The sequence below is a fragment of the Gramella jeungdoensis genome (assembly GCF_023805255.1).
Lineage (GTDB): Bacteria > Bacteroidota > Bacteroidia > Flavobacteriales > Flavobacteriaceae > Christiangramia > Christiangramia jeungdoensis.
Genome location: NZ_JAMSCK010000001.1, coordinates 39,771 through 64,435 on the forward strand (window position 1 = coordinate 39,771; position 24,665 = coordinate 64,435).

Below are 24,665 nucleotides of genomic sequence, written 5' to 3' on the forward strand. Positions count from 1 at the left end.
CAAAATAACTTGTTATACTTCAGCATATTCTTCGGTAGGAGGACAGGTACACATAAGGTTTCTGTCTCCAAAGGCTTCATCAACTCTTCTAACACTTGGCCAGAATTTGTTTTCATGAAGATGGCTTAACGGATAGGCTGCTTTTTCCCTTGAATAAGGTAGTTTCCATTCATCTGAAGTAAGCATATGAATTGTATGCGGAGCATTTTTCAATACGTTGTTCGCATCATCTGCTGAAACTTCATCTATCTCATGGCGAATCGAGATAAGAGCATCGCAAAAGCGATCCAGTTCAGCCTTGCTTTCGCTTTCGGTAGGCTCGATCATAATGGTTCCAGCCACCGGGAATGATACGGTAGGAGCGTGGAAGCCATAATCTATAAGCCTTTTTGCGATATCTGTAACTTCAATGCCTTTTTCTTTGAAAGGGCGGCAGTCAACGATCATTTCGTGAGCAGCACGGCCTCTTTCACCGGAATAAAGCGTTTTATAGTGTTCCTTCAGTCTTTCTTTAATATAATTAGCATTCAGTATGGCATATTCAGTAGCTTTCTGAAGTCCGCCGGTTCCCAGCATCTTTATGTATCCGTAAGAAATAAGACAAACAAGAGCAGATCCCCATGGTGCAGATGAAATAGCTCCAATAGCCTTTTCTCCGCCAGTCTTGATAACCGGGTTACCGGGAAGGAAAGGTTTCAGCTGTTCTGCAACACAAATAGGTCCGACTCCTGGTCCACCACCTCCGTGAGGAATGGCGAAGGTCTTATGCAGGTTCAAATGACAAACGTCGGCACCAATTCTACCAGGATTGGTCAATCCAACCTGGGCGTTCATGTTGGCACCGTCCATATAAACCTGGCCTCCATTTTCATGAATTATATTTGTGATCTCGCGGATAGCCGATTCAAATACACCGTGAGTAGATGGATAAGTGACCATCAGTGCTGCAAGATTATCCTTATATTTTATGGCTTTTTCCCTAAGATCGTCAACATCTATATTTCCGTTCTCGGAAGCTTTGGTGACAACAACCTTCATACCTGCCATCACTGCTGAAGCTGGATTGGTTCCGTGTGCAGAAGAAGGGATCAGGCAAACATTTCTATGGCCTTCTCCATTTGCCTCATGGTATGCTCTTATCACCATTAATCCGGCATACTCTCCCTGGGCTCCTGAATTTGGCTGAAGAGATGTAGCAGCGAAGCCTGTAATTTCAGTAAGCTGATGCTCGAGTTCTTTAAGAACGATCTGATAACCTTCAGCCTGCTCTACAGGTACAAAAGGATGTAGATTCCCCCACTGAGGATTACTTAATGGAAGCATTTCTGAAGCAGCGTTCAATTTCATAGTACATGATCCTAATGAGATCATGGAATGGTTCAATGAAAGGTCTTTGCGCTCCAGTTTTTTGATATAACGCATCAATTCAGTTTCTGAATGATAAAGATTGAAAACATCATGCGTTAGGAATTCGGTTTTTCTTTGGAGTTCCTGAGGGATGGCGCTTCTTGTTGGAAGCTCATTAATTACTGTTTTATCCTTTCCGGCTAATTCTGTGAATACGGCAACAATCGCATTCAGATCATCGGTAGTAGTGGTTTCGTTTATCGATATACAGGCGCTTTCCGAATCTGGATAGTAAAAGTTGATCTCATTTCTCTCGGCGATCTCTTTTAGTTTTTTAGCGTCTGCCTTTACGTGAAGAGTGTCAAAATAAGCCGAGTTCAATTGTTCAAATCCAAGTTCCTTTAATTTGTCTTCCAGGCCAACGGCTGAAGCGTGAACTATGTTCGCAATATATTCAAGGCCTTTAGGGCCGTGGTATACCGCATACATTCCGGCCATTACCGCAAGCAATACCTGTGCTGTACAAATATTAGAGGTGGCCTTATCTCTTTTTATATGTTGCTCTCTTGTTTGAAGAGCCATTCTAAGTGCATTATTCCCATCCAGGTCTTTGGTAACTCCAATGATTCTGCCGGGAAGGTTACGCTTGTATTCCTCTTTAGTGGCGAAATAAGCCGCGTGTGGCCCTCCATATCCAAGAGGGATCCCAAATCTTTGAGTGGTTCCTACCACTACGTCAACTCCCAGTTCTCCCGGAGCCTGAAGCTTAACGAGACTTAAAATATCAGCAGCAACTGCGGTTTTAATATTTGCGTTCTTACAGTTATCTACAAAACTGGCATAGTCATAAACCTGCCCGAATTTGCCTGGATACTGAACTAACGCACCAAAATATTCTTCAGAAAAATCAAATTCTTCATGATCTCCTACCACCATATCAATTCCGAGGAAATTAGCTCTGGTTTCCATAAGGGAAATGGTTTGAGGAAGAACCTGCTGAGAAACAAAGAACTTATTCACATCGTCTTTCTTCTGCTTTCTGTCACGAACGGCATGTAAAAGAGCCATTGCTTCAGCAGCTGCGGTAGATTCGTCAAGCAGGGAAGCATTTGCTATCTCCATTCCGGTAAGATCACTAACCATGGTCTGAAAATTCAATAGAGCTTCTAAACGACCCTGTGCAATTTCGGCCTGATATGGAGTATAGGCAGTGTACCAACCTGGATTTTCCAGGATATTCCTTTGTATTACCGCAGGTAAGATCGCCTGATGGTAGCCTAAACCTATATATGTTTTGAAAACCCTGTTCTTTTCAGAAAGCTTCTTAATATGCTCGGCATACTGGTTTTCGCTCATTGCCCTGGGAAGGTCCAGAGGTTTATGAAGACGAATATCGTCTGGAATGGTTTCGTAAATCAATTGCTCTATAGACTCGACGCCTATAGTGTCCAGCATTTCCTGTAGATTTTCTTCCTTAGGACCTATATGACGTAATGCGAAGGAATCTGTTCTCATTAAAATATTTAGTTGTGTTTTTTGTGCTGCGAAAATACATAATTTCAGACTAATTTTTTACAGATTAACTACATACAGTTGTTAAGATTTTGGAGCCCTGTCTTATAAAGTGATATAATGCGTAATTTAGCTGGATGAAGTATTTAAAAAATGCTTTTGAACTCTATATAAACAGCAGCATTCACGTCTCTCTTGCTGTGGTTGCTTTTAGCCTTATAACTTTTTTTCAATACGGGCTGGAGATTGATAAACAACTGTTATACTTCATCTTTTTTGCTTCAATAACCGGCTACAACTTTGTAAAATATGCCGGGATTGCAAAATTGTATCATCTTAGTCTTGCCAGGAATCTAAGGTTTATACAGATATTTTCTTTACTCTGTTTTATAGCCCTCATCTATTTTACCTTCCAGATGGAATGGAGAGTCCTCATTGCTACGGGTGTCTTAGGGCTTTTTACTTTGTTCTACGCCGTTCCATTTTTAGGCGGGAAAAAGAATTTAAGAAGTCTTCCGGGACTCAAGATTTTTATTATTGCAGTAGTTTGGGCAGGATGTACGGTATTGCTTCCATTGATCAAAGCTGAAAGGTATTTGGGGACTGAAATTCTTGTTGATTTTATTCAGCGGATGATGCTGGTAATTGTTCTAACTCTTCCGTTTGAAATAAGAGACCTCAAATACGATGATGAGAGCCTTGGGACCATCCCTCAAAGGCTGGGTGTGTTTATGGCCAAAGTTTTTGGTCTGGTTTTGATCTTAATTATATTTTTTGCAGAACTTCTCCAAAGCTCATTTCAGTCTAATGAATTCCTGGCCTTGATCTTAATTCTTCTTTTGAGCGGAATACTATTATGGAGAGCTAAAGTTGATCAGAAAAAATATTATTGTTCGTTCTGGGTAGAGGCAGTGCCTGTATTTTACTTATGTGTGTACTGGATCTTTACACATTATCTTCCGCAAATTCCCTTTTGATCTGTTCGCGCCAGGCTTTTTTTTGTTCTTCGGGGCAGGTTTGGAGTTTGGATTTTTTGATGGCTTCGGAGAGCTTGGAGTTTTTGGATGAAAATTTACGACAGGCCCGGCAAAAGGTAAGGTGGATAAGAAGCTTCATTTTCTCAAGGGGCTTGGCTTCCTTGTATTGTGACTTATTGCAGCACTCGGCCGCCTCGGAACAATCTATAAAAAAAAGTTTACTCATCCTACTCATAATTAGAACCAATTTTTTTCCAAACAGGCTGCCAGGGCAGTTCGGGCTCTATGGATAATAACCCAAAGGTTAGACGGGGTGATATTAAATTCATTACAGATCGCTTCAGTGTCTGCACCATCAATCGTCTTTCTTTTAAAAATTGCCGCATGCTTCTCATTAATGCTGTCCAGGCATTCAAGGATTGCCAGTCCCAACTCATTATTTTCCATTTCATCTTCAGCAGTGCGGTCAAACTGGTCAGGTACCTGTTCTTCCAGCCATTCACCTTCATTGTAGTCATCGGAATAGTTGATCTTGACTTCGGCCTTTCCTTTTCGTGAATTTATCTTACGATAGTAATCTATGATTTTTCTTTTTAATATAGAAATAAGCCAGGTGCGTTCGCTTGCATCCCCTTTAAAATATTTAGCCGATTTAAGGGCGGCAAGAAAAGTTTCTGAAATCAGGTCATTGGCTACCTCACGATCGTTAACGCGAACAATCGTGTAATTGAACAGGTAATCCGAATATTTGTCGACCCACTTATTTGGATCGAGTTCGTTGGCTGGCATGATCTAGATCTCTTCGGTTCTACTCAAAATTAGCAAAAGAAAGGCTATCAAAAGTTATAGAAAAGATAAGATTTACTGATCTGCCTAGTGTTGATACTTATTTTGAGATCAATCCGGCCCTTCTCAGAAGTGCATCTGGCTTTGGTTCTTTTCCGCGAAAACGCTTATAGAGTTCCATTGGATGCTCTGTGCCGCCTTTGGAAAGTATGTTTTCCCTGAATTTATCAGCAATATCCTTACTAAAGATGCCATGTTCAGTAAAATATTCAAAAGTATCAGCATCCAGCACTTCGGCCCATTTATAGGAATAGTATCCGGCTGAATATCCTCCCTGAAAAATATGGGAGAAAGCAGTGCTCATACAGTTTGAACCAACATCGGGATACAGTTTTGTAGGTTCAAAAGCCTTTATTTCGTGTTGCTTAACATCTTTAACTTTTGAAGGGTCCACAGCATGCCAGCTTAAATCCAGCATTCCGAAACTTAATTGTCTCAGTGTTGCGATTCCTTCAAGGAAGTTGGCCGATTTCTTTATTTTGTCAATATATTCCTGTGGGATTGCCTCTCCGGTCTTATAATGCTTGGCGAAAAGCTGAAGCGATTCTTTCTCATAGCACCAGTTCTCCAATACCTGGCTGGGCAATTCAACAAAATCCCAGTATACATTAGCTCCTGACAGGCTTGGGTAAGTCGTGTTTGCCAGCATTCCATGTAAAGCATGTCCAAACTCATGGAATAGGGTTGTGACCTCATTAAATGTGAGAAGAGAAGGCTCTTTTTGTGTTGGTTTGGTGAAATTGCAGACTATTGAAATATGAGGCCTTTCATTTTTACCGTTCTGAACATACTGTTGCTTGTAAATGGTCATCCAAGCGCCATCCCTTTTTCCTGGACGTGGGTGGAAATCGGCATAAAATAAGGCTACGCTTTCGCCAGTTTCATCGGTTACCTGAGAGGTCTTAACGTCAGGATGATATTTGTCGATATCATGAACTTCTTTAAAATTGAGACCATAAAGTTTTTGTGCCACAGTGAAGACTCCTTCAATCACATTCTCCAGTTTGAAATATGGCTTCAACTTTTCATCATCCAGGTCAAATAATTTCTGTTTGAGTTTTTCACCATAATAGGCGGCATCCCACTTCTGAAGCTGGTCAATTTCGTCAAGATTTTTAGCAAAATTCTCCAGTTCTTTGAATTCTCTCTCGGCTGCAGGTTTAGCTTTTTCAAGCATTTCATTTAGAAAGGAATCAACTTTTTCAGGTGTTTCGGCCATTCTTTCTTCAAGCACAAAATGAGCGTGAGATTCAAAGCCGAGGAGTTTTGCTCTCTGATATCTTAATTTGGCAATTTTCAATACATTTTCCTGGTTGTCCAGTTCATCATTATGAAATCCGCGAGAGCCAAATGCAAGGGCGAGTTCTTTTCTCAACTCCCTGTCTTCGGCGTATTTCATAAAAGGGAGATAACTCGGGTATTCAAGGGTGAATATCCAACCCTCCTTATCTTTCTCTTTTGCCACAGATCTGGCTTCGTCCTTAAAACTTTCTGGAAGACCGGTCAGTCTCGCTTCATCTGTAACGAGAAGTTCATATCTGTTGGTCTCGGCAAGAACATTCTCCCCAAATTTTAGTTTCAGTTTCGAGAGTTCCTTGTCTATTTTTCTAAGATCTTTTTGTTTTTCTTCAGGCAGATTAGCCCCGTTTCTTGTGAAAGCCTTGTATTTCTTTTCTAAAAGTGTCTCTTGTTCCTTATTAAGATCCAGAGAATTTTTTTCCTCAAAAACGCTTTTGATCCTTTCAAAAAGACCTTTGTTCAGTATAACATCGTTCTTGAATTCTGAAAGCACCGGAGAGACTTCCTGGGCGATCTTCTGAATTTCCTTATTGGTTTCAGCCGAATTTATATTGAAAAAGATACTGGTAACTCTATCCAGTTTTTGGCCGGAATATTCCAAAGCTTCTATTGTATTCTCAAAAGTTGGTTTCTCTTCAGAATCAACAATTTCATTTATTTCCTTCTTCGCTAACTCCACAGCTTCTAAAATAGCCGGTTTATAATCTTCAGTCTTTATTATAGAAAATGGAGCATAATCAAATTCTGTTAGTAATATATTTTGAGATTTCATTTAGTAATACTGGATTAACGTTTTCGATAATTTTATTTAACGCAAAAGCGACATTTTAAGTTTTTTTACTAATTTAGCTTTTAATCAAAAAAGAATTAACTTAAAATTCGCATAGTAGTTTACAAGTTCTGGTTTTATATTTAGAATGGTTAATAAATAATAATGCAGATTAAAACTACTTGAAAGGCCGCTTTAGCGGCCTTTCTAATTTTATTTTTTGAGAGACTTGGCGCCTTCTATTACTTTTTCTTTAAGGCCTTCTTTATAGACCAGGATCTTATCCAGAACACACTTGTCTGAAGAGCCAATAATCTGTGCAGCCAGGATGCCGGCATTTTTAGCTCCGTCAAGTGCTACGGTAGCTACAGGTACTCCTCCTGGCATTTGAAGGATTGAAAGTACAGAATCCCAGCCGTCTATGGAATTTCTTGATTTTACCGGAACCCCAATAACTGGTAGGGGAGACATAGATGCCACCATTCCTGGTAGATGAGCTGCGCCGCCGGCTCCAGCAATGATCACCTGGATGTCTTTTTCATGGGCTGTTTTACTGAATTCAAAAAGTTTTTCCGGTGTTCGGTGTGCAGAAACGATATCCACTTCAACTTCAATATCAAAGCCTTTTAAAATATCTATAGCTTCCTGCATTACGGGCATGTCACTGGTGCTGCCCATTATTACTGCTACTTTTCCCATTCCTTTATTTATTATCGCTTATTACTCGTATACTGTTCTTTACTTTTTCAGCAATCTTTCTTGCTTCTGCCAGATCTTTATTGGCAATGGTCACATGGCCCATTTTCCTGAATGGCCTGGTGATCTTCTTGCCATAAATATGAGGAGTAACGCCTTCCATCTTCATGATCTCCTCAATATTTTCATACACTACATTACCTTCATGACCTTCGGCGCCCACCAAATTTACCATAATCCCGCCTACTTGACTATCTGTATTGCCGAGAGGTAGATCGAGAATAGCACGTACATGTTGCTCAAACTGGTTGGTGTAGGAAGCCTCAATGCTATAATGACCACTGTTATGAGGTCTTGGTGCTACTTCATTTATCAATATTTCATCGTCTTCTGTCTGAAACATTTCAACAGCCAGTAAGCCTACATGCTGAAAAGCTTCGGAAACCATTTCTGCTGTTTTTCTAGCTTTTTCGGCTACCTTTTCATCTATTCTTGCCGGGCAAATCACGTATTCCACCTGGTTTGCCGTGGGATGAAATTCCATCTCCACTACTGGATAGGTTTTCTTCTCTCCTGAAGGATTCCTAGCTACTATAACGGCAAGCTCATTTTTAAAAGGGATCAGTTTTTCAGCGATGCACTCTCCATCAGATAAATCCTCAAGATCCTCCTGTTTTTTGATCACAGAAACCCCTTTCCCGTCATAACCTCCTGTAGCACTTTTCCAGACGAAAGGAATGCTTATATTTTTCTCATCGACTGCCTTTTTCAGATCTTTGACAGAATCAAAAACCTCAAATTCGGCGGTAGGTAGATTTTGTTCCCTGTAAAATCTCTTCTGAATTGCTTTATTCTGGATTTTTTCCAGTGTCGCTGCAGAAGGATAAGTTTTGATTCCTTCAGACTCTAGTTGTTTAAGTGCATCTACATTTACACCTTCGATCTCAAAAGTAACCACATCGGCTTTTCTTCCAAAATTGAGCACTGTGTCGTAATCCATAAGATCGCCCTGTTCAAAATAGTTGCATGCAATCTTGCAGGGTGCTTCTGCACTGGGATCCAAAACACGGGTTTGGATATCGTATTTTCTGGTTTCGTACAGCATCATTTTCCCGAGTTGACCTCCCCCGAGAATTCCAAGTTTAAAGTCTGAAGAAAAATAATTTACCATAATTTCAATAGGCTTTTCGCAAAAATAACCTATTCGTAATTCCTGCAATGCATATTCGGTAAGAAATCGGGCTGCCGGGCTTATCGAGATTCCTTATCTTTGCCACTTTAAATCTGAGAATTTTGATAAAACTGCATGATCTTGAATTTGAACCTTTTATTTCAGAAGGGGAAATCACTAAAACAATAGAGAGAATTTCGGCAGAACTTAACAAGGATTACGGTGATAAAAGGCCTTTGTTTCTTGGTGTTCTCAATGGTTCTTTTATGTTTGCTTCTGAAGTTGTTAAAAGGTTTGAGGGGGATTGTGAGATCAGCTTTGTTAAATTAGGATCTTATGAGGGGACTGAAAGTACCGGGAAGGTTAAAACCCTTCTTGGGCTGAATCAGGACCTTAAAGGAAGAAATGTGATCCTGTTGGAAGATATAGTAGATACAGGAAATACATTGGTGGAGATTGATCAGATTTTAAAACAGGCTGAGGTGGAGGATTATAAAGTGGTTACCCTTTTCTATAAACCGGAAGCATATAAAAAGTCCATTCCTGTAGATTATGTTGGGATGGAGATACCAAATAAATTTATCGTAGGTTTCGGGCTGGATTACGACGGTCTTGGTCGTAACCTCACTCAAGTATATAAACGCAAAGAAAACAAAATGACAAATCTAGTATTGTTTGGGCCTCCGGGTGCAGGCAAGGGAACCCAGGCGACAATTCTTAAAGATAAGTATAACCTTGTGCATATTTCAACAGGAGATGTATTCCGGTACAATATCAAGAATCAAACGGAACTTGGCCTTAGCGCTAAATCTTATATCGACAAAGGTCAGCTGGTACCGGATGAGGTTACGATAAATATGCTGAAAGCCGAAGTGGAGAAGAATGAGGATGCTAATGGCTTTATCTTTGACGGATTCCCACGTACAGAAGCTCAGGCTGATGCTTTAAGTGATTTTTTGGAATCAAAAGGAACTAAGGTTCATGCAATGATAGCTTTGGAAGTTGAAGATAATATTCTGGTGGAGCGTTTGCTTGAAAGAGGAAAAACTTCGGGAAGACCTGATGACGCCGATGAGGCTGTGATAAGAAATCGAATTAAAGTGTACTATAATGAAACTGCAATTCTGAAGAATTATTATCAGAAGCAGGACAGGTACTTTGGGGTTGATGGAGTAGGAAGTATTGAAGAGATCACAGAGCGTTTGAGCATTGTGATCGATAAGCTAATGAAATAAGATAGAATGACTGAAGGGAATTTTGTTGACTATGTAAAAATGCATGTTTTTTCCGGAAAAGGAGGGAAGGGTTCTGCTCATCTCCACCGTGAAAAATATATAGCTAAAGGAGGTCCTGATGGCGGGGATGGTGGCCGTGGAGGCCACGTTATCGTGAAGGGAAACAAAAATCTCTGGACATTATACCATTTAAAGTTTCAAAGGCACGTTAAAGCCGAGCACGGTGGAGATGGTGGAAAACAAAGAAGCACCGGGGCCGATGGCTCTGATGCTTATGTAGAAGTTCCTCTTGGAACCGTGATAAGGGATTCTGAAACCAATAAGATAATCAAGGAAATTACTGAAGACGGTCAGGAGTTCATAGTAGCCGAAGGAGGTATGGGTGGTCGTGGCAACTGGCATTTTAAAAGTTCCACTAATCAGACTCCTCGCTATGCTCAACCAGGAATTGACGGCCAGCAGATCGATATAACTCTGGAGCTAAAAGTTCTGGCCGATGTGGGTCTTGTAGGCTTTCCAAACGCAGGCAAATCGACCTTGCTTTCGGTTATTACAGCCGCCAAACCCAAGATCGCCGATTATGAATTTACTACACTTAAGCCTAATCTTGGGATCGTTAAGTATAGGGATTTTAAAACATTTGTGATTGCAGATATTCCTGGTATAATTGAAGGTGCTGCCGAAGGAAAGGGGCTAGGTCATCGATTTCTCAGGCATATTGAAAGAAACTCTACCTTACTGTTTTTGATCCCAGCAGACGCTCCAGACATCAAAAAGCAGTATGAGATCCTTCTGGACGAATTGAGGAGATACAATCCTGAATTAATGGATAAGGATCGGTTAATCGCTATTTCTAAAAGCGATCTTCTGGATGCAGAATTAAAAGAGGAATTAACCCAGGAGCTGGATGAGAATCTAAATCAGCCCTATTTGTTTATTTCGTCTGTCGCACAGAATGGTCTTACTGAATTAAAGGATAAATTATGGCAAATGCTAAATAAGGAGCCTGTTTAATTCCTGTTAAAGCACTTAAGTCTGGAACTGATTTTGCGTAATTTTAGTAAAAATCAGTTATGCGACTACTTAAATATTCTTTCTTTTTATTGCTTTTAACTGCCTGTAATTCCCCGCGGGCAGTATATGACTATGACCAGCAGGTTAACTTTTCTAATTACTCAAACTATGCCCTATTTCCTGAATTTCAATCCGGTTTAAGTCAGCTGGATGAGGGACGTCTTATTGAAAGCCTGAAAAAGGAAATGCAGGTAAAAGGTTTCTCTGAATCTCAAGATCCCGGAATCTATGTAAATGTCTATACTGAAAGATTTGAGCAGGATAACCGAAGCCGTGTTGGAGTAGGCATTGGAGGAGGTGGTGGAAATGTTGGCGTAGGTGTTTCCGGAGGAATTCCTGTGGGCCAGATGGATACTTATATGAAGTTAACCTTTGATTTTATTGACGTTGAAAAGGATACGCTGATCTGGCAAGCTGTTGTTGAGAGTCCGTTCAATATTAATGCTGATCCACAAGAACGCCAGGAAAGGTTTGATAAGATAGTTGAAAAGGCCCTGGAGGGTTATCCTCCAAAGAAATAGAATTAACAAATAAGCGTAATAGAAAAGCCCCACGTTTTACGTGGGGCTTTCACTTTTTGATTGGTTAGTTAGTATCGGTTAGAAAACTTAGTTTTCTTCCTCATTTTCCATTTCTGAACCTTCTTCCATATCATCAGTGTCCATAGATGAACCATTATTCGATACAACGAAGGTACTTCTACGGTTCTTAGCATACTGCTCTTCTGTACATCCTGTTGGTTCAGTACAGTCATTTACAGGTCTGCTTTCACCAAATCCTTCAGAAGTTAATCTACTTCTGTCTATACCATGTTCTACAAGGTATTCAACTGTAGAAGCTGCTCTTCTTTCAGAAAGATCCATGTTGTATTTATCGGTACCTCTCGCATCAGCATGAGATTCCACTTTTACTTTGATATTTGGATAATCGTTCATATAAGTCACAACAGAATCAAGTACCGGCTCAGATTCAGGCTTAATAGTAGCCTTGTCAAAATCGAAGTAGATCTTGCTTCCATCGATAGGAATGATATCCTGACCACTTGTTTCATCAGTTACAGTAGGAGCTTCGATAATCTCGTTCTCTTCTCTTACAAACTGATAAAGGTTATCTGTGCCTCTTCTATTTGAAGCGAAGAAACCTTCTTCATCACCTTCTTTGATCACGAATGCGAAATCATCATGTCCGCTGTTGATAGATGCACCAAGGTTCTCAGCTTCTGAAAAGTCACCTTCGGTTCTGTAGATATCAAGGTTTCCGAATCCCTGGTGTCCATCAGATGCGAAATAAAGAATATCTTCTTCGCTGATGAAAGGGAATTGCTCCCTGTGAGGAGTGTTCACTCCAGGACCAAGGTTCTGAGGAGAACCATAAGTTCCATCCTCGTTAACATCTACAACGTAAAGGTCAAATGAACCACTTCCGCCCGGCATGTCACTGGCAAAATAAAGTTTTGATCCATCTGCACTTAAACTAGGGTGTTCAACAGAATATTCTTCACTACTGAAAGGTAGTTTCTCGATGTTAGTCCATTCACCGTCTACCTTCTCGGCACGGTAAAGACTAATATGAGCAACCCGAACATCTTCCTCATTCTTAACTCTGTCCTCGTTGGTCCTGTCAAAGAACATAACATTTCCATCCTGGCTGAATGTAGCTGAACTTTCGTGCTGATCGGTATTGATCGCATCAGAGAAAAGGACAATATCAGTCATCTCACCTTCATCTGTCATTTCTGCACTGTAAAGGTCTAAAGTAGGAAGCTTGTTCCATGGATAGATTGGACGCTCCTGGTTCCTTGTAGAAGCAAAAGCCACTCTGTCTCCATAGAAAGCTATTCCAAAGTCTGAAGAAGACTGGTTGTTCATCACCTGGTCATATTTGAATTTGTGAGGAACAAGTGTATCAAGTGTTTCAGCGAATTCTCCATGATTCCAGTTTTCTCCAGTTACCTGGTTCATATACTCATCAGCCTTCACATAATTGCCCACCGCCATAAGAGCGTGCGCATATCTGAACTGATATTCAGGTTCAACATTACCTGAATGTCTAAGGAATAATAACTCGTATACTTCAGCTGCATTTTGCATCTGGTTCGTATAGAAGTAGGAGTCTCCTAAATTCTGAAGAACTTCCTGAGACTTATCGTTTACGTTCTCATAAGCATCAGCGGCATCAATATAAGCTGCCTGGGCGAAAAATTTATTTCCATCCCTTATATCCGACTTCTGGGCGAAGGCGGTAATGCTTATAGAAATTATTAAAAGTGTACTATATATTTTTTTCATGTTAGTCGGGTTTTAGAAGAATCTTGGTGATTTGTCATATCCTTTTTTAAGTCCAAATAGATCAAGATCAAATAATAGCATGATCTCATGTGATCCCTCGTCACTTAAATCGTAGGTTGGATAATCATAAGCATAACCTATTCTTAAAGCAGGAGTAATTCTGAAATTAATCAGGCCGGTGATGCTTTCGTCAAATCTGTATCCAACACCTGCTTCTAAACGGTCGTAAAGAAGTACATTGGCATTTACATCTACTGAAAGTGGTGATCCCTTAACACCTCTCGCCATAAATGAAGGCTTAAGTTTAAAGTTGTCACTAATTCCAAAAACATATCCTCCAGTCGCGAAGTAGTGTACTTCTTCGGCTCCAAGATCCTGAAGCCCTGAACTATTCTCGATATGTTTTGATGTGAATAGGTTAGGGGCAGAAACACCTAAATAGTGTTTATCTCCAAACCAGAATGCACCAACTCCGAATACAGGAAAAATCTCATTTTGATTCTCAAAAGCCGGGTCGTTAGGATCATTAAGGTCTATACCACTTAGGTTGGCGTCCCAGGTTGTTAATCCAGCTTTGGCACCAAATGATAATTTAGTGGTCTCACTGGCGGGAATCACATAAGCGAAATCTGCAGTTATGTTATTTTCCTTTACCCAGCCTCCAATTTCATCGTGTACAACGGTTAGACCTAATTCTACTCGTTCACTAACAGGAGTGTGGGCGAAGAAGTTGAAGGTACGTGGTGCACCTTCAACATCTACCCATTGAGCTCTGTAGATTGCTCCCAAATCCAGCATACCAGGATCGTCGGTAGCATAGGCTGGGTTAATTACACTCATGTTGTACATATACTGAGTGAAAAGCGGATCTTGTTGAGACATACCTTTTATAGAGAAAAGGATAATGCCTGCGAATATTAGATATTTTGTGATTATTTTTTTCATTACTTTCTCGTGTTTATCCTTTTATTATCTACTTAAGTATACTTTTCCTTTTCTTGGAGCAGTAACCCCGTCGTTGTAATCGAGGAGGTAGAAGTAAACTCCAACAGGTAGAACGTCATCGCCTAAAGAACCTGACTGGTTGGTCGAGCCATCCCAATCTGGAGTGTTGGCGTTCCCTTTGTATACTACATCTCCCCAACGGTTGTAGATTTCAATAGTATAATTAGGATATTCTCTTTCTATGTTTTCAATATCGAAGGTGTCGTTCATACCATCGCCATTAGGTGATATACCTTCAGGGAACAATAGTGGACAATCTTCAATAGTTACAGTTACAGCAAGTCGCTCAGAACTGTCACAATCGGTCTCAGGATCGTAAAGAGAAGCGTAATATGTAACACCGTCCTGCAGTGCAGTTCCTGTGCTCAATGGTTCGGTTCCATCTTCAGAGCTATACCAGGTAACATTTGATGTCTGATCAACTGCTTCGTTAAGATCTTCGATCGTTGGATCATCATACTCGCAGAAGCTTGGATTAGCATCGTCGATAGTTGGCGTTCCTGGATCTGAAATGCTTACTTCAATTGCAGTAGCATCCGATTCGCAACCTGCATCGTTTGTTTGTGTTGCGTAATAAGTTCCGGCAACCAGTTCTTCTTCTGCAGTTAGCATCATAGAAAGATCCTCATCTGTATAGAAAGTAAGACTGTCATCTTCTGCCATAAGATCAGCACCGGTAGGTGACTGGATCGCACAGTAAGAAATTGAGGTAGCTACATCTGGTGCGGCAGGAGTCTCCTGAACAGTTATATTGAATGTAGCAGTATCATCCCCACAATCATTAATTGCTGTTACAGTATAAGTAACTTCGTAATCACCAGCATCAAAAGTAGCAGGATCCATCATTCCATCAGCAATTACATCACCATTTAAGGTAAATTCACCATCCATATCGGCATCAGCTGAAAGGAAATCGAACAAGTTCTGAACTCCAGCATTCATACAAACGCTAAGATCCATATCTGTTCCGGCAAAAGCGGCATCGGTTACTGTTACAGTAAAACTAGCTTCACCAGCAGCACAATTTTCAACATCTCTTACTGAATAGGTGATATCAAAAGAACCTTCACCCTGAACAGCAGGATCGAACATCCCGTCTTCATATCCTTCAAAGCTTCCGCTAGCATCCGCTCCATCAGGAAGTAAAGTGAATAGGTCGAAGGCATCATCATTTTGGCAAACGCTTTGGTCTGTGATACTGCCAATAACCATTTCGTCTGCAGGGAACACGGAAGCAGTTAACGTGACTGAATCTGAGCATTCCCCATCTGTAATAGTATAGGTGGTGGAGAAATCTCCAAGGCCATCCACGTCTGCTTGAAATTGATTTATAATTTGTTGAATTGTAGGAGAAAAAGTGCCGTTGGTTGGAACACCTTCTTCTAAAAGGTCTAAATAAAATTTTCTAACACTGGCATTATCTGGAAACAAATCTTCTACCTCAAGTCCACATACTTCTATAGTTTGATCAGCTCCAGCGTTAGGTCCATCTGTACAATCTGGGTCGGAAGAAATACTTACGGTTACTGTAGCTGAATCGGAACAATCACCATCTGTTACAGTGTAAGTAAATGTACCGGCAGAATCAGTGGAAGGATCAAAAGTTCCGTCTCCTGGATCCCACATTCCTCCAGTGTCAGGAGTTCCTCCAAGATAATCGAAGAGGTTTATAGGGTCAGCATCTTCAGCAATTTCTACAATTCCATTTTCTCCTGCGTTTGCATCACCTTCATTTACGGTAATTGTGAATGTAGCCGAATCACTATCCCCTTCAAGTATACAGGAAGTTGAATCATCTACAGTATATGTTATAGAAAAAGTACCAGTGCCCTCAGTTGATGGGCTAAAAATTCCATCAGGGTATCCTGCAAATATTCCATCCATTTGGGCTCCATCTGATATAAAGTCATAAAGATTCTGATCAGCATCACCTGTACAGAACTCCAGTGTAATATCACTTCCAGCGTTTGCTTCTTCTCTAGCAATTACCCTAGCGGTAAGTTCGGTAGAATCAGTACATCCATCTACCGTAACAGTATATGTTGTTGTGAAATCTCCAAGGCCATCAGCATCAGCGTTGTACATGTCTATCATTTGCTGGATGGTTGGATCAAAGGTGCCGTTAGCGGGTACGCCTTCTTCTAACAAGTTTATAAAAAATGATCTAACGCTGGCATTATCAGGGAATATTGTGTCAACTTCATCCTCACATAAGACACCAATATTATCAGCCCCGGCTTCTGCACCTGTACAATCTGGGTCGGAAGAAATACTTACGGTTACTGTAGCTGAATCGGAACAATCACCATCTGTTACAGTGTAAGTAAATGTACCGGCAGAATCAGTGGAAGGATCAAAAGTTCCGTCTCCTGGATCCCACATTCCTCCAGTGTCAGGAGTTCCTCCAAGATAATCGAAGAGGTTTATAGGGTCAGCATCTTCAGCAATTTCTACAATTCCATTTTCTCCTGCGTTTGCATCACCTTCATTTACGGTAATTGTGAATGTAGCCGAATCACTATCCCCTTCAAGTATACAGGAAGTTGAATCATCTACAGTATATGTTATAGAAAAAGTACCAGTGCCCTCAGTTGATGGGCTAAAAATTCCATCAGGGTATCCTGCAAATATTCCATCCATTTGGGCTCCATCTGATATAAAGTCATAAAGATTCTGATCAGCATCACCTGTACAGAACTCCAGTGTAATATCACTTCCAGCGTTTGCTTCTTCTCTAGCAATTACCCTAGCGGTAAGTTCGGTAGAATCAGTACATCCATCTACCGTAACAGTATATGTTGTTGTGAAATCTCCAAGGCCATCAGCATCAGCGTTGTACATGTCTACCATTTCCTGGATGGTTGGATCAAAAGTGCCATTGCCTGGTACTCCCGGGTCAGTTAGACTCAGATAATATTTTCTAACTTCGTTCAAAGAAGGAAAAAGTGTCTCAACTTCATCTTCGCAAAGGATACCTAGGCCATCACTACCAGCTTCTGTCCCTGTGCAATCGGAATCCACAGTTACTGTAACAACTGCAGAATCTGAACAACCGTAAGAATTAGTAACTGTATAGGTATAATCACCTGGAGCATCTGTTGAAGGATCGAAACTTCCATCTGGGTTAACTGGACTCCAGGTTCCTCCCATATCAGGTGTTCCATTAAGATAATCAAATAAATTTACAGGAGCATCTGTGGAATTTAAATTTGCATTTCCGTCTTCACCAGCATCTGGAGAAGGATTGACTGTAAGACTTATAGTAGCTTCATCTGTACAAGTTCCATTATCTACCTCGTATATAACTACATATGTTTGAGGTAATAAACCGGAACTCAAATCTGATTGATATTGAGCATAAACTGCACTTGGATCTGGGTCAAATGATCCATCAGTATCGCGACCATCAGAAAGATACCCGCTGAACCTTGAGGCAAGATCTGATGGGTCTTCGAGGTCTGAACTACATACTGTCTCGTTTATATCAGATCCTGCATTTGGATCCTCAACAACGGTTAAAGTTAGTAGCGCAGAATCTTGACATCCATTTTCGGAAGTTATAGTGTATTCTGTTGTAAAAGTTTGAGTTGGATCTAAATTATACATATTAACCAGTTCCTCTATTGTAGGATCAAAAGTGCCATCAGTTGGAACCCCATTATCCGTTAAGCTCAAGAAAATATCTCTGGGTGATTCACCTCCCGAAATTCTGTTTTCAATTTCCGATTGGCATGCAGTCTCACTGTTATCACTTCCTGCATCAATATCATCTATTTGAACTATCACTTGAGTCCTGTCTGCGATTGGAGTTTCACATGGAGGGAAAGGATCATTTCGGTCATTTACAACCTGACCGGCAAAATAATCTTCGCCATTAATTAAAACGGTATTATCTGCAAGTGGGGTATTCGAATTCCTGTTTCTATACCATCTTATAGCTTGCGTATTTGGTTCGGTTCCTGATGCTGTAAGATCAGCTACAGTAGCTCCTTCACACACAATTTGAATTGCGTCAGCAGTAGGGCCCGGGGCTTCAATTGGATCATATCCAACAGCAGCTCTGGTAGAAGGACAATTTCCTAAAACAGTGGAAACCTGTCCTACAAAGTAGCTTTCACCTGGCGTTAGCTCCACAGTGCCAGCAAGGGCTGTTGTTCCAAATTCACTATCGTAAACTTCGATTTGATAATCTACATTCTCAGGATTAAATAAGTCTTCCAGTTCTGCTACTGTAAATCCAGAAGAAACACAAGGCGATAATGTAAAATCGTCTCGACTGTCGGTTACGGTATTCATTGGTGTAGGAGCGGCATTTACAGTAATATCAACGGCTACTCTATCACAATCTTCTGTTGTACTTCCCACAAAATAGGTTACACCATCAGTTAGAAGTTCATCTGAAGGGATAGGGTTGGTATCATTTACTGTATCAGACGTTTCGTAGATCGCAGTATTCGTACCACCACTGGTGCCATCTTCTATAAGATCTTGAATTGTCTGTAAGTAGCAGTAGGTTTGCTGATTGCCAGGAGTCCCGGCATCATCATCTGCCACTGTAGCGCAGTCCTGCCCAAAAGAGGACAAGGTTCCGATAAGAAAAAATGAGGCAAGGAGGTAAAAGATTCTCCCCTTAGACCTCAAAGTAAAATTTTGCATAGGCTAGGTGTTAATTTCAATTAGTATTAGGTTAAAACTCATTAAAAGTTGCACAAATATTAAAATAATTTTTAATATGCCGAGTTGTTTTAAGTAACATCTTAACAATTATTAGCATATTAACCCAATTATATTGGTAAACAGGGTCTTGGTTGCACTAAATTTAAGAAAATTTTATCTATGTTAACAAACTTTAAGCACCTCATCGGTTTATTTTACCTCTTTGTAGGTATGTCATTCGCTCAAACCAGTATAGTTGACGGGGAAAGGAAGCTGAACAATGGAGAAATCGATGAAGCTAAAAAAATATTTCAGGAGCATAAAAATGAACCTGAAGCTATAGAATTTCTAGGAGATATCGCAAGTTTTAATAAAAATTGGGATGAGGCCATCAATTATTATGAATCTCTGGTAGAAAAGGATCCTGAAAATGCTATGTATAACTTCAAATTAGGTGGAGCCTTAGGGATGAAAGCTTATTATGGATCTAAATTTCAGGCTGCAATCCTATTGGGAGATATTAAGAAATATTTGAAGAAGGCGGCTGAACTTGATCCAACTCACAAAGAGGCGAGAAGAGCTCTTGTGGAGTTTTATATGCAAATTCCCGGCTTTATTGGAGGTAGTAAAACAATCGCCGAAAGTTATGCCTCAGATCTGGATCGTTTGAACCAGGTTGATGCACTTCTGGCTGACGCTTACATCTATAAAATTGACAAGTATCGTGAACTGGCAAAAAATAAATACAATGAGGCTATCAGAGTGGCGGTGAAAAATCCAGATTTGCTTACAAGAAATTATCTGAAATATGAATTGGGAGAAGCGGCAGCTATATATGAAATTCAGCTTGAAGAAGGAAAAAAGTTTTTAGAAGAGTATATCGAAAATTATGGGTATAAAGACCTCAAAACGCCTGCCTGGGCCTATCTCAGGCTGGCCCAAATAGAAAGAGCTCAAAATAATCGCCAGGCGGCTTTAGCGCATATTGAAAAATCGCTTGAGATAGATCCTGATTTTGAAAAAGCTCTTGCCGAAAAACAAAAAATTCAAAGGCTGTAATCCCACTTCAGGCTATCCCAAAATCTTATATTTGCACAAAATATTTCCATGAAGATCCATTTTATTTCCATTGGTGGAAGTGCCATGCATAGTCTGGCAATCGCTTTAAAGCAAAAAGATCATGAGATAACAGGAAGCGATGACGCGATTTTTGAACCTTCCAGATCAAAACTTGCTAAATATGGCTTACTCCCCGAGAATATAGGTTGGAATGAACAATATATAACTGAAGAACTGGATGCAGTCATTCTTGGGATGCACGCTAAAGCTGATAATCCTGAATTGATCAAAGCTCAGGAACTTGGTTTAAAAATCTATTCATATCCCGAATTTTTGTTTGAACAATCAAAAGACAAAACCCGGGTGGTCATTGGTGGTTCACATGGGAAAACCACAATTACTTCTATGATCCTTCACGTGATGAATTATCATGAAAAGGAGATTGACTATATGGTAGGGGCTTCAGTGACGGGACTTGAAAATCCCGTCCATCTGACCGATGAGAATGATTTTATCGTGATCGAGGGGGATGAGTATCTTTCATCAGCTATAGACAGAAGGCCGAAATTTCACCTATATCAGCCAAATATTGCTCTTCTAAGCGGAATCGCATGGGATCATATCAATGTGTTCCCAACTTATGAAAATTATGTAGAGCAATTCAAAGTGTTTATAGATTCAATTGTAAATGGCGGAATACTTGTCTACAATGAGGAAGATGAGGAAGTAAAGAGACTGGCTGAAGAATCTGAAAATCCAATCAGAAAACATCCTTATCATACTCCAGATTACCATTTGGATGCAGATTCAACAATTCTTGATGTGCCAGAAGGAGAACTCCCCCTGGAAATATTCGGAAAGCATAATCTTAACAATCTGGCAGGGGCAAAATGGATCTGCCAGCATATGGGTATTGATGAGGATGATTTTTATGAAGCTATTGCGACATTTAGTGGAGCTTCCAAACGTCTTGAAAAAATTGCTGAAACGGATTCGGCTATAATCTTCAAGGACTTCGCCCATAGTCCATCAAAAGTTGCTGCAAGTACGGCTGCGGTAAGGGAGCAGTATCCAGATAATAAACTGGTCACCTGTCTTGAACTACACACGTACAGCAGCCTGAATTCAGAATTTTTAAAGGAATATAGAAATAGCCTAGAGCCTGCAGATGAGGCTTTGGTATTTTATTCACCAGACGCCATGGCGCTTAAAAAGCTGGAACCTGTGTCAATAGAACAAATAAGAACGGCGTTCAATAAACACGGGCTTAAAGTTTTCACGACTTCAGAATCTTTTAAAGAGGAATTGCAAAAACTTTCCCTTAAAGATTCAGTTCTGCTTATGATGAGTAGCGGTAATTATGGAGGTTTGGATATGGATGAACTTAAGGCGCTTATTTAGTTTTTTGATTTTCAATTGTTTTTCTAAAGATTTCAATCCATTGTTTATCTTTAACTTAAGATGAATAATGATAAAATCAATCTGAGTATAAAGAAATGGGCTGAGGATGACCGGCCCAGGGAGAAGCTTCTTCAAAAGGGGAAAGCCAGTTTGAGTGATTCTGAATTAATAGCCATTCTTCTCGGTTCAGGTAGCAAAAATGAAAGTGCCGTAGAGCTGAGCAAAAGGATTCTCTCATCCGTGCGTAATAATCTCAATGAGTTGGGAAAGCTTTCGATAAATCAGCTTTGCAAATTCAAAGGTATTGGTCCTGCCAAGGCAGTTGCTGTAGTAGCAGCATTAGAGTTGGGAAGGCGGCGCAGGCTAGAAGAAGCCCTCGAGCAGAAGAAAATTACTTCCAGTCACTCGGTTTATGAGATCATGTTACCCATTATTGGAGAATTACCCCATGAAGAATTCTGGATAATCTATCTCAATAACAGCAATAAGATTATCGAACAATTTCAGATAAGTAAAGGAGGGATCACAGGGACTTTGGTTGATGTGAGAATCACCCTTAAAAAGGCTTTGGAGTTGGGTGCGGTCTCAATCATTCTTGTTCATAACCATCCTTCAGGTAATTTAAAGGCCAGTGAAGCTGATAAGCAACTAACCAAAAAGCTGAAAACCGCCGCGGAAAGTCTGGACATCAAAGTTCTTGATCATATTATTGTAACTGAAAAGTCCTACCTTAGCTTTGCAGATGAAGGTATGCTATAAGTCAACTTTTGAATGTTATTAATTTATACTCAGAAAGTCACACCCAGAATAATGTATGTGTTCAAACATATTTGTACACATCTTCTTGGGATTCCAATTAAATTTACTTCCAAGATAGAGGAGTTCATCGCTCATGATGGTGCTAAACTTTCATATGGTCGTCAGGCTATGGGTAATGAGTTCTTTATTCAAAAGGTGGACCTTCTAATGGAACAGGGCTTTTCAGAACTGGAAATTAAGGTGCAGCCATGGGATGATACGATCTGTTTTTTTCAACTGCCTGAAGCAAGTGATCTTCCTTTTGATATTTTTGCGGCTTCTTTTTATTTGTTGAGTCGATATGAGGAATATCTGCCACACGTTAAGGATGAAGCGGGCAGGTTCCCTGCCAGCGAAAGCCTGGCATCCCAGGAGAGTTTTTTGCATAAACCGGTAGTCGATATCTGGGCGCAAAAGTTTGGGGAGATATTGCTGGAGCGATTTCCAAAACTGGAGTTCGGGGAAAGGAAATTTAAGGCCGGAACCATAATCACTTCTGAAAATACCTTCATTTTCAAGAACAAAGGTTTTCTGCGCAGTTTTATTGGGATGCTCCTGGACCTTGTTAGTCTAAATATTGGAAGAGTGGCAGACCGGCTTCAGGTCTGGGCAAGGTTAAAAGATGATCCTTTTGATATTTTTGAGGATCTTATTGATCTTATCAAGCAGCATAAAATCTTTATGCTTTTCATGTTCCAGTTGAGTGACTTTTCTATACATGACCGTAATATTAGTCATAATCGTATTCCTCACAGGGCAGTGATCAAATCGGTTGCCGACTATGCCAAGGTAGGCCTGTTGATGGGATATTATGCAATGGAGGAGATAAAGAGTCTGCGCAAAGAAAAACTTAGAATGGAGGAAATTGTACATAGCCCTGTTGAGCACGCGATGAATTCAAAATTTAACCTTCGACTTCCCGATAATTATAACGATCTTATTGAACTTGAAATAAATAATGATCATTCAATGGGATACCCAGATGTGCCTGGTTTTAGGGCTGGGACGTGCACCCCATATCTTTTTTATGATATAAATATGGAGGTTACCACTCCTTTAAAGGTTCATCCATATGCGTTCCACTCCTCGGTGGTTGAAACAATGTCTAAGACCAAATTACGTGATGACCTAAACCGTATGCTTATGGAAGTTAAGGCGGTAGGTGGAATTTTCAGGGGTGTTTTTAAAAATCACGATTTTTCCCGATATTCAGACAAAGACCTATATTATTCCTTTTTAAAACAAATTCATGAAATTGACTGATATTGAACATGTTTTTTTTGATCTGGATCATACCCTCTGGGATTTTGACCGTAATTCCGCCCTTGCTTTCAGAGAAATATTCAAAAAGCAGAATATAGAAATCGATGTCGATGATTTTCTGGCAGTCTATAAGCCAATAAACTTCAAATACTGGGAATTATACAGGAATAACTCGGTTACCAAAGAAAGTTTGAGATATGGACGATTAAAGGAAAGTTTTGACTCTCTAAGGTTTGAAACCTGTGATGCCACGATCAATCTGCTTGCAGATGATTATATTGAATATTTGCCCAATAACAATCACCTTCTTGAAGGAAGTATGGAGGTGCTAGATCACTTAAGAAATACTTATAAACTTCATATAATCACTAATGGCTTTGAGGAGGTACAGCAGAGAAAAATGGTCAACTCTGGTATTTTTGACTTTTTTCAAACAATAACTACTTCCGAAGAGGCAGGAGTCAAAAAACCGCATCCACAGATATTTGAAAAGGCTTTGCAAAAAAGCGGAGCATTACCACAAAAATCGGTGATGATAGGTGATAATCTTGAGGCTGATATAGTTGGTGCTTCTCAATTCGGTTTACATGCTATCTATCTGCGATCAGAAGATCAAGATGCTCAAAATCAGTTTATTCAGATCCAAAAGTTAAAAGAGCTTCTTAATTATTTATAACAATAAAGAATAGGTATTTTCGTTGGGCAAAGAAAGCCTTTATGTTTCCTTTAAAGTCGCGCATCATACCATTTATTGCGATCGGTTTAAGCCTGATTCTTACTTCCTGCTTTAAGGATGTGGACTTTGAGCAGGCTCAGGATATAAAACTTGCACCCGATCTCGAAGTCGACTTACTCTTTTATCAGCTTAATGAAAATGATTTTCTTGATTCTGAAACGAATGCTTTTTCGCCGGTTATTCGGGACACTGTAAGGCTGGAATTTCTGGATGATGATTATATTCAGGATGGTTTAATGTATGCAGAATTTAGATTTCGGCACGAAAATAGCTTTCCGAACGACATAAAAAGTAAAATCCGCTTTTTAAATAAAGCGGGAAGGGAACAATTTAGTGTTAATTATGATATCCCGGCGGGCTCGACCGATTCACTCTCAGTAGTTGATACACTACATGTTATGGAAGGGGGTAATATCGAAAAGGTGAGAAGATCCATTCTAATGGTTGTAGAGCTTGAAATGCCGGGTGGTGGAAAAGATATCAAAGGAGAACTTGACTTTTCTTCAAAAGGTCTGTTCAAATTTGAATTTTAG

The 24,665-nt window shown here is 40.1% G+C and carries 19 protein-coding genes; 10 read left to right on the forward strand and 9 right to left on the reverse strand.

Annotation, left to right across the window (positions count from 1 at the left end; genetic code table 11):
* Nucleotides 1-12: 12 nt before the first annotated feature.
* Nucleotides 13-2,862: an aminomethyl-transferring glycine dehydrogenase gene (gene gcvP / locus NE848_RS00165; RefSeq protein WP_252110205.1), complete on the reverse strand. Its 2,850-nt coding sequence runs from the start codon at nt 2,860-2,862 to the stop codon at nt 13-15.
* A gap of 134 nt (nt 2,863-2,996) precedes the next feature.
* Between gcvP and NE848_RS00170 the strand changes: the two genes are divergently transcribed.
* Nucleotides 2,997-3,836: a UbiA prenyltransferase family protein gene (locus tag NE848_RS00170; RefSeq protein ID WP_252110206.1), complete on the forward strand. Its 840-nt coding sequence runs from the start codon at nt 2,997-2,999 to the stop codon at nt 3,834-3,836.
* Here NE848_RS00170 and NE848_RS00175 read toward each other — a convergent pair.
* The 5 genes from NE848_RS00175 to NE848_RS00195 all read right to left on the reverse strand — a co-directional run bounded on the left by NE848_RS00175 (nt 3,805) and on the right by NE848_RS00195 (nt 8,617).
* Nucleotides 3,805-4,062, reverse strand: a complete 258-nt coding sequence (locus NE848_RS00175; RefSeq protein WP_252110207.1) for a hypothetical protein — start codon at nt 4,060-4,062, stop codon at nt 3,805-3,807. The two genes, NE848_RS00170 and NE848_RS00175, sit on opposite strands and share 32 nt — an antisense overlap.
* An 11-nt stretch (nt 4,063-4,073) precedes the next feature.
* The gene (locus NE848_RS00180) at nt 4,074-4,625 is read right to left on the reverse strand and encodes a sigma-70 family RNA polymerase sigma factor (RefSeq protein ID WP_252110208.1); all 552 of its coding nucleotides are present in this window, start codon (nt 4,623-4,625) and stop codon (nt 4,074-4,076) included.
* A 97-nt stretch (nt 4,626-4,722) separates the two neighbouring features.
* Entirely contained in the window at nt 4,723-6,753 is a 2,031-nt protein-coding gene (locus NE848_RS00185; protein WP_252110209.1) for a M3 family metallopeptidase, read from the reverse strand.
* 210 nt (nt 6,754-6,963) lie between these two features.
* Complete coding sequence (purE, locus tag NE848_RS00190; RefSeq protein WP_252110210.1) at nt 6,964-7,449, reverse strand: 5-(carboxyamino)imidazole ribonucleotide mutase; 486 nt, start codon at nt 7,447-7,449, stop codon at nt 6,964-6,966.
* A gap of 4 nt (nt 7,450-7,453) precedes the next feature.
* Nucleotides 7,454-8,617, reverse strand: coding sequence for a 5-(carboxyamino)imidazole ribonucleotide synthase (locus tag NE848_RS00195; RefSeq protein ID WP_252110211.1), 1,164 nt, complete (start codon nt 8,615-8,617; stop codon nt 7,454-7,456).
* Nucleotides 8,618-8,739: 122 nt separating this feature from the next.
* Here NE848_RS00195 and NE848_RS00200 point away from each other — a divergent pair, with 122 nt between their 5' ends.
* From NE848_RS00200 to NE848_RS00210, 3 genes are read left to right on the forward strand one after another with little or no spacing between them, the layout of a single operon-like run.
* The gene (locus NE848_RS00200; RefSeq protein WP_252110212.1) at nt 8,740-9,852 is read left to right on the forward strand and encodes an adenylate kinase; all 1,113 of its coding nucleotides are present in this window, start codon (nt 8,740-8,742) and stop codon (nt 9,850-9,852) included.
* 6 nt (nt 9,853-9,858) lie between these two features.
* Entirely contained in the window at nt 9,859-10,866 is a 1,008-nt protein-coding gene (obgE, locus tag NE848_RS00205; RefSeq protein ID WP_252110213.1) for a GTPase ObgE, read from the forward strand.
* A 59-nt stretch (nt 10,867-10,925) separates the two neighbouring features.
* Nucleotides 10,926-11,447 (forward strand): DUF4136 domain-containing protein, encoded by a 522-nt coding sequence (locus NE848_RS00210; protein WP_252110214.1) that lies wholly within the window; start codon nt 10,926-10,928, stop codon nt 11,445-11,447.
* 87 nt (nt 11,448-11,534) lie between these two features.
* Here the strand turns inward: NE848_RS00210 and NE848_RS00215 are convergent, their stop codons facing one another.
* Genes NE848_RS00215 through NE848_RS00225 form a run of 3 tightly spaced genes read right to left on the reverse strand, consistent with a single transcriptional unit; the run spans nt 11,535 to nt 18,875 of the window.
* Nucleotides 11,535-13,214, reverse strand: a complete 1,680-nt coding sequence (locus NE848_RS00215; RefSeq protein ID WP_252110215.1) for an OmpA family protein — start codon at nt 13,212-13,214, stop codon at nt 11,535-11,537.
* Between the two features lie 12 nt (nt 13,215-13,226).
* Nucleotides 13,227-14,159, reverse strand: coding sequence for a PorP/SprF family type IX secretion system membrane protein (locus NE848_RS00220; RefSeq protein WP_252110216.1), 933 nt, complete (start codon nt 14,157-14,159; stop codon nt 13,227-13,229).
* Between the two features lie 24 nt (nt 14,160-14,183).
* Entirely contained in the window at nt 14,184-18,875 is a 4,692-nt protein-coding gene (locus NE848_RS00225; protein ID WP_252110217.1) for a T9SS type B sorting domain-containing protein, read from the reverse strand.
* A 180-nt stretch (nt 18,876-19,055) separates the two neighbouring features.
* On the opposite strand from NE848_RS00225, the gene NE848_RS00230 reads away from it, so the two are divergent.
* From NE848_RS00230 to NE848_RS00255, 6 genes are read left to right on the forward strand one after another with little or no spacing between them, the layout of a single operon-like run.
* Nucleotides 19,056-19,934: a tetratricopeptide repeat protein gene (locus tag NE848_RS00230; protein ID WP_252110218.1), complete on the forward strand. Its 879-nt coding sequence runs from the start codon at nt 19,056-19,058 to the stop codon at nt 19,932-19,934.
* Between the two features lie 48 nt (nt 19,935-19,982).
* Complete coding sequence (locus tag NE848_RS00235; RefSeq protein WP_252110219.1) at nt 19,983-21,335, forward strand: UDP-N-acetylmuramate--L-alanine ligase; 1,353 nt, start codon at nt 19,983-19,985, stop codon at nt 21,333-21,335.
* 60 nt (nt 21,336-21,395) lie between these two features.
* Nucleotides 21,396-22,094, forward strand: a complete 699-nt coding sequence (radC, locus tag NE848_RS00240; protein ID WP_252110220.1) for a RadC family protein — start codon at nt 21,396-21,398, stop codon at nt 22,092-22,094.
* Between the two features lie 12 nt (nt 22,095-22,106).
* The gene (locus tag NE848_RS00245) at nt 22,107-23,396 is read left to right on the forward strand and encodes a polysaccharide deacetylase family protein (protein WP_252110221.1); all 1,290 of its coding nucleotides are present in this window, start codon (nt 22,107-22,109) and stop codon (nt 23,394-23,396) included.
* On the forward strand, nt 23,383-24,072 hold the full coding sequence (locus tag NE848_RS00250) for a YjjG family noncanonical pyrimidine nucleotidase (RefSeq protein WP_252110222.1): 690 nt from the start codon (nt 23,383-23,385) through the stop codon (nt 24,070-24,072). The genes NE848_RS00245 and NE848_RS00250 overlap by 14 nt, the downstream gene beginning before the upstream one ends.
* Before the next feature lie 41 nt (nt 24,073-24,113).
* A complete protein-coding gene (locus NE848_RS00255; RefSeq protein WP_252110223.1) occupies nt 24,114-24,665 on the forward strand; it encodes a hypothetical protein in 552 nt (183 codons plus the stop codon).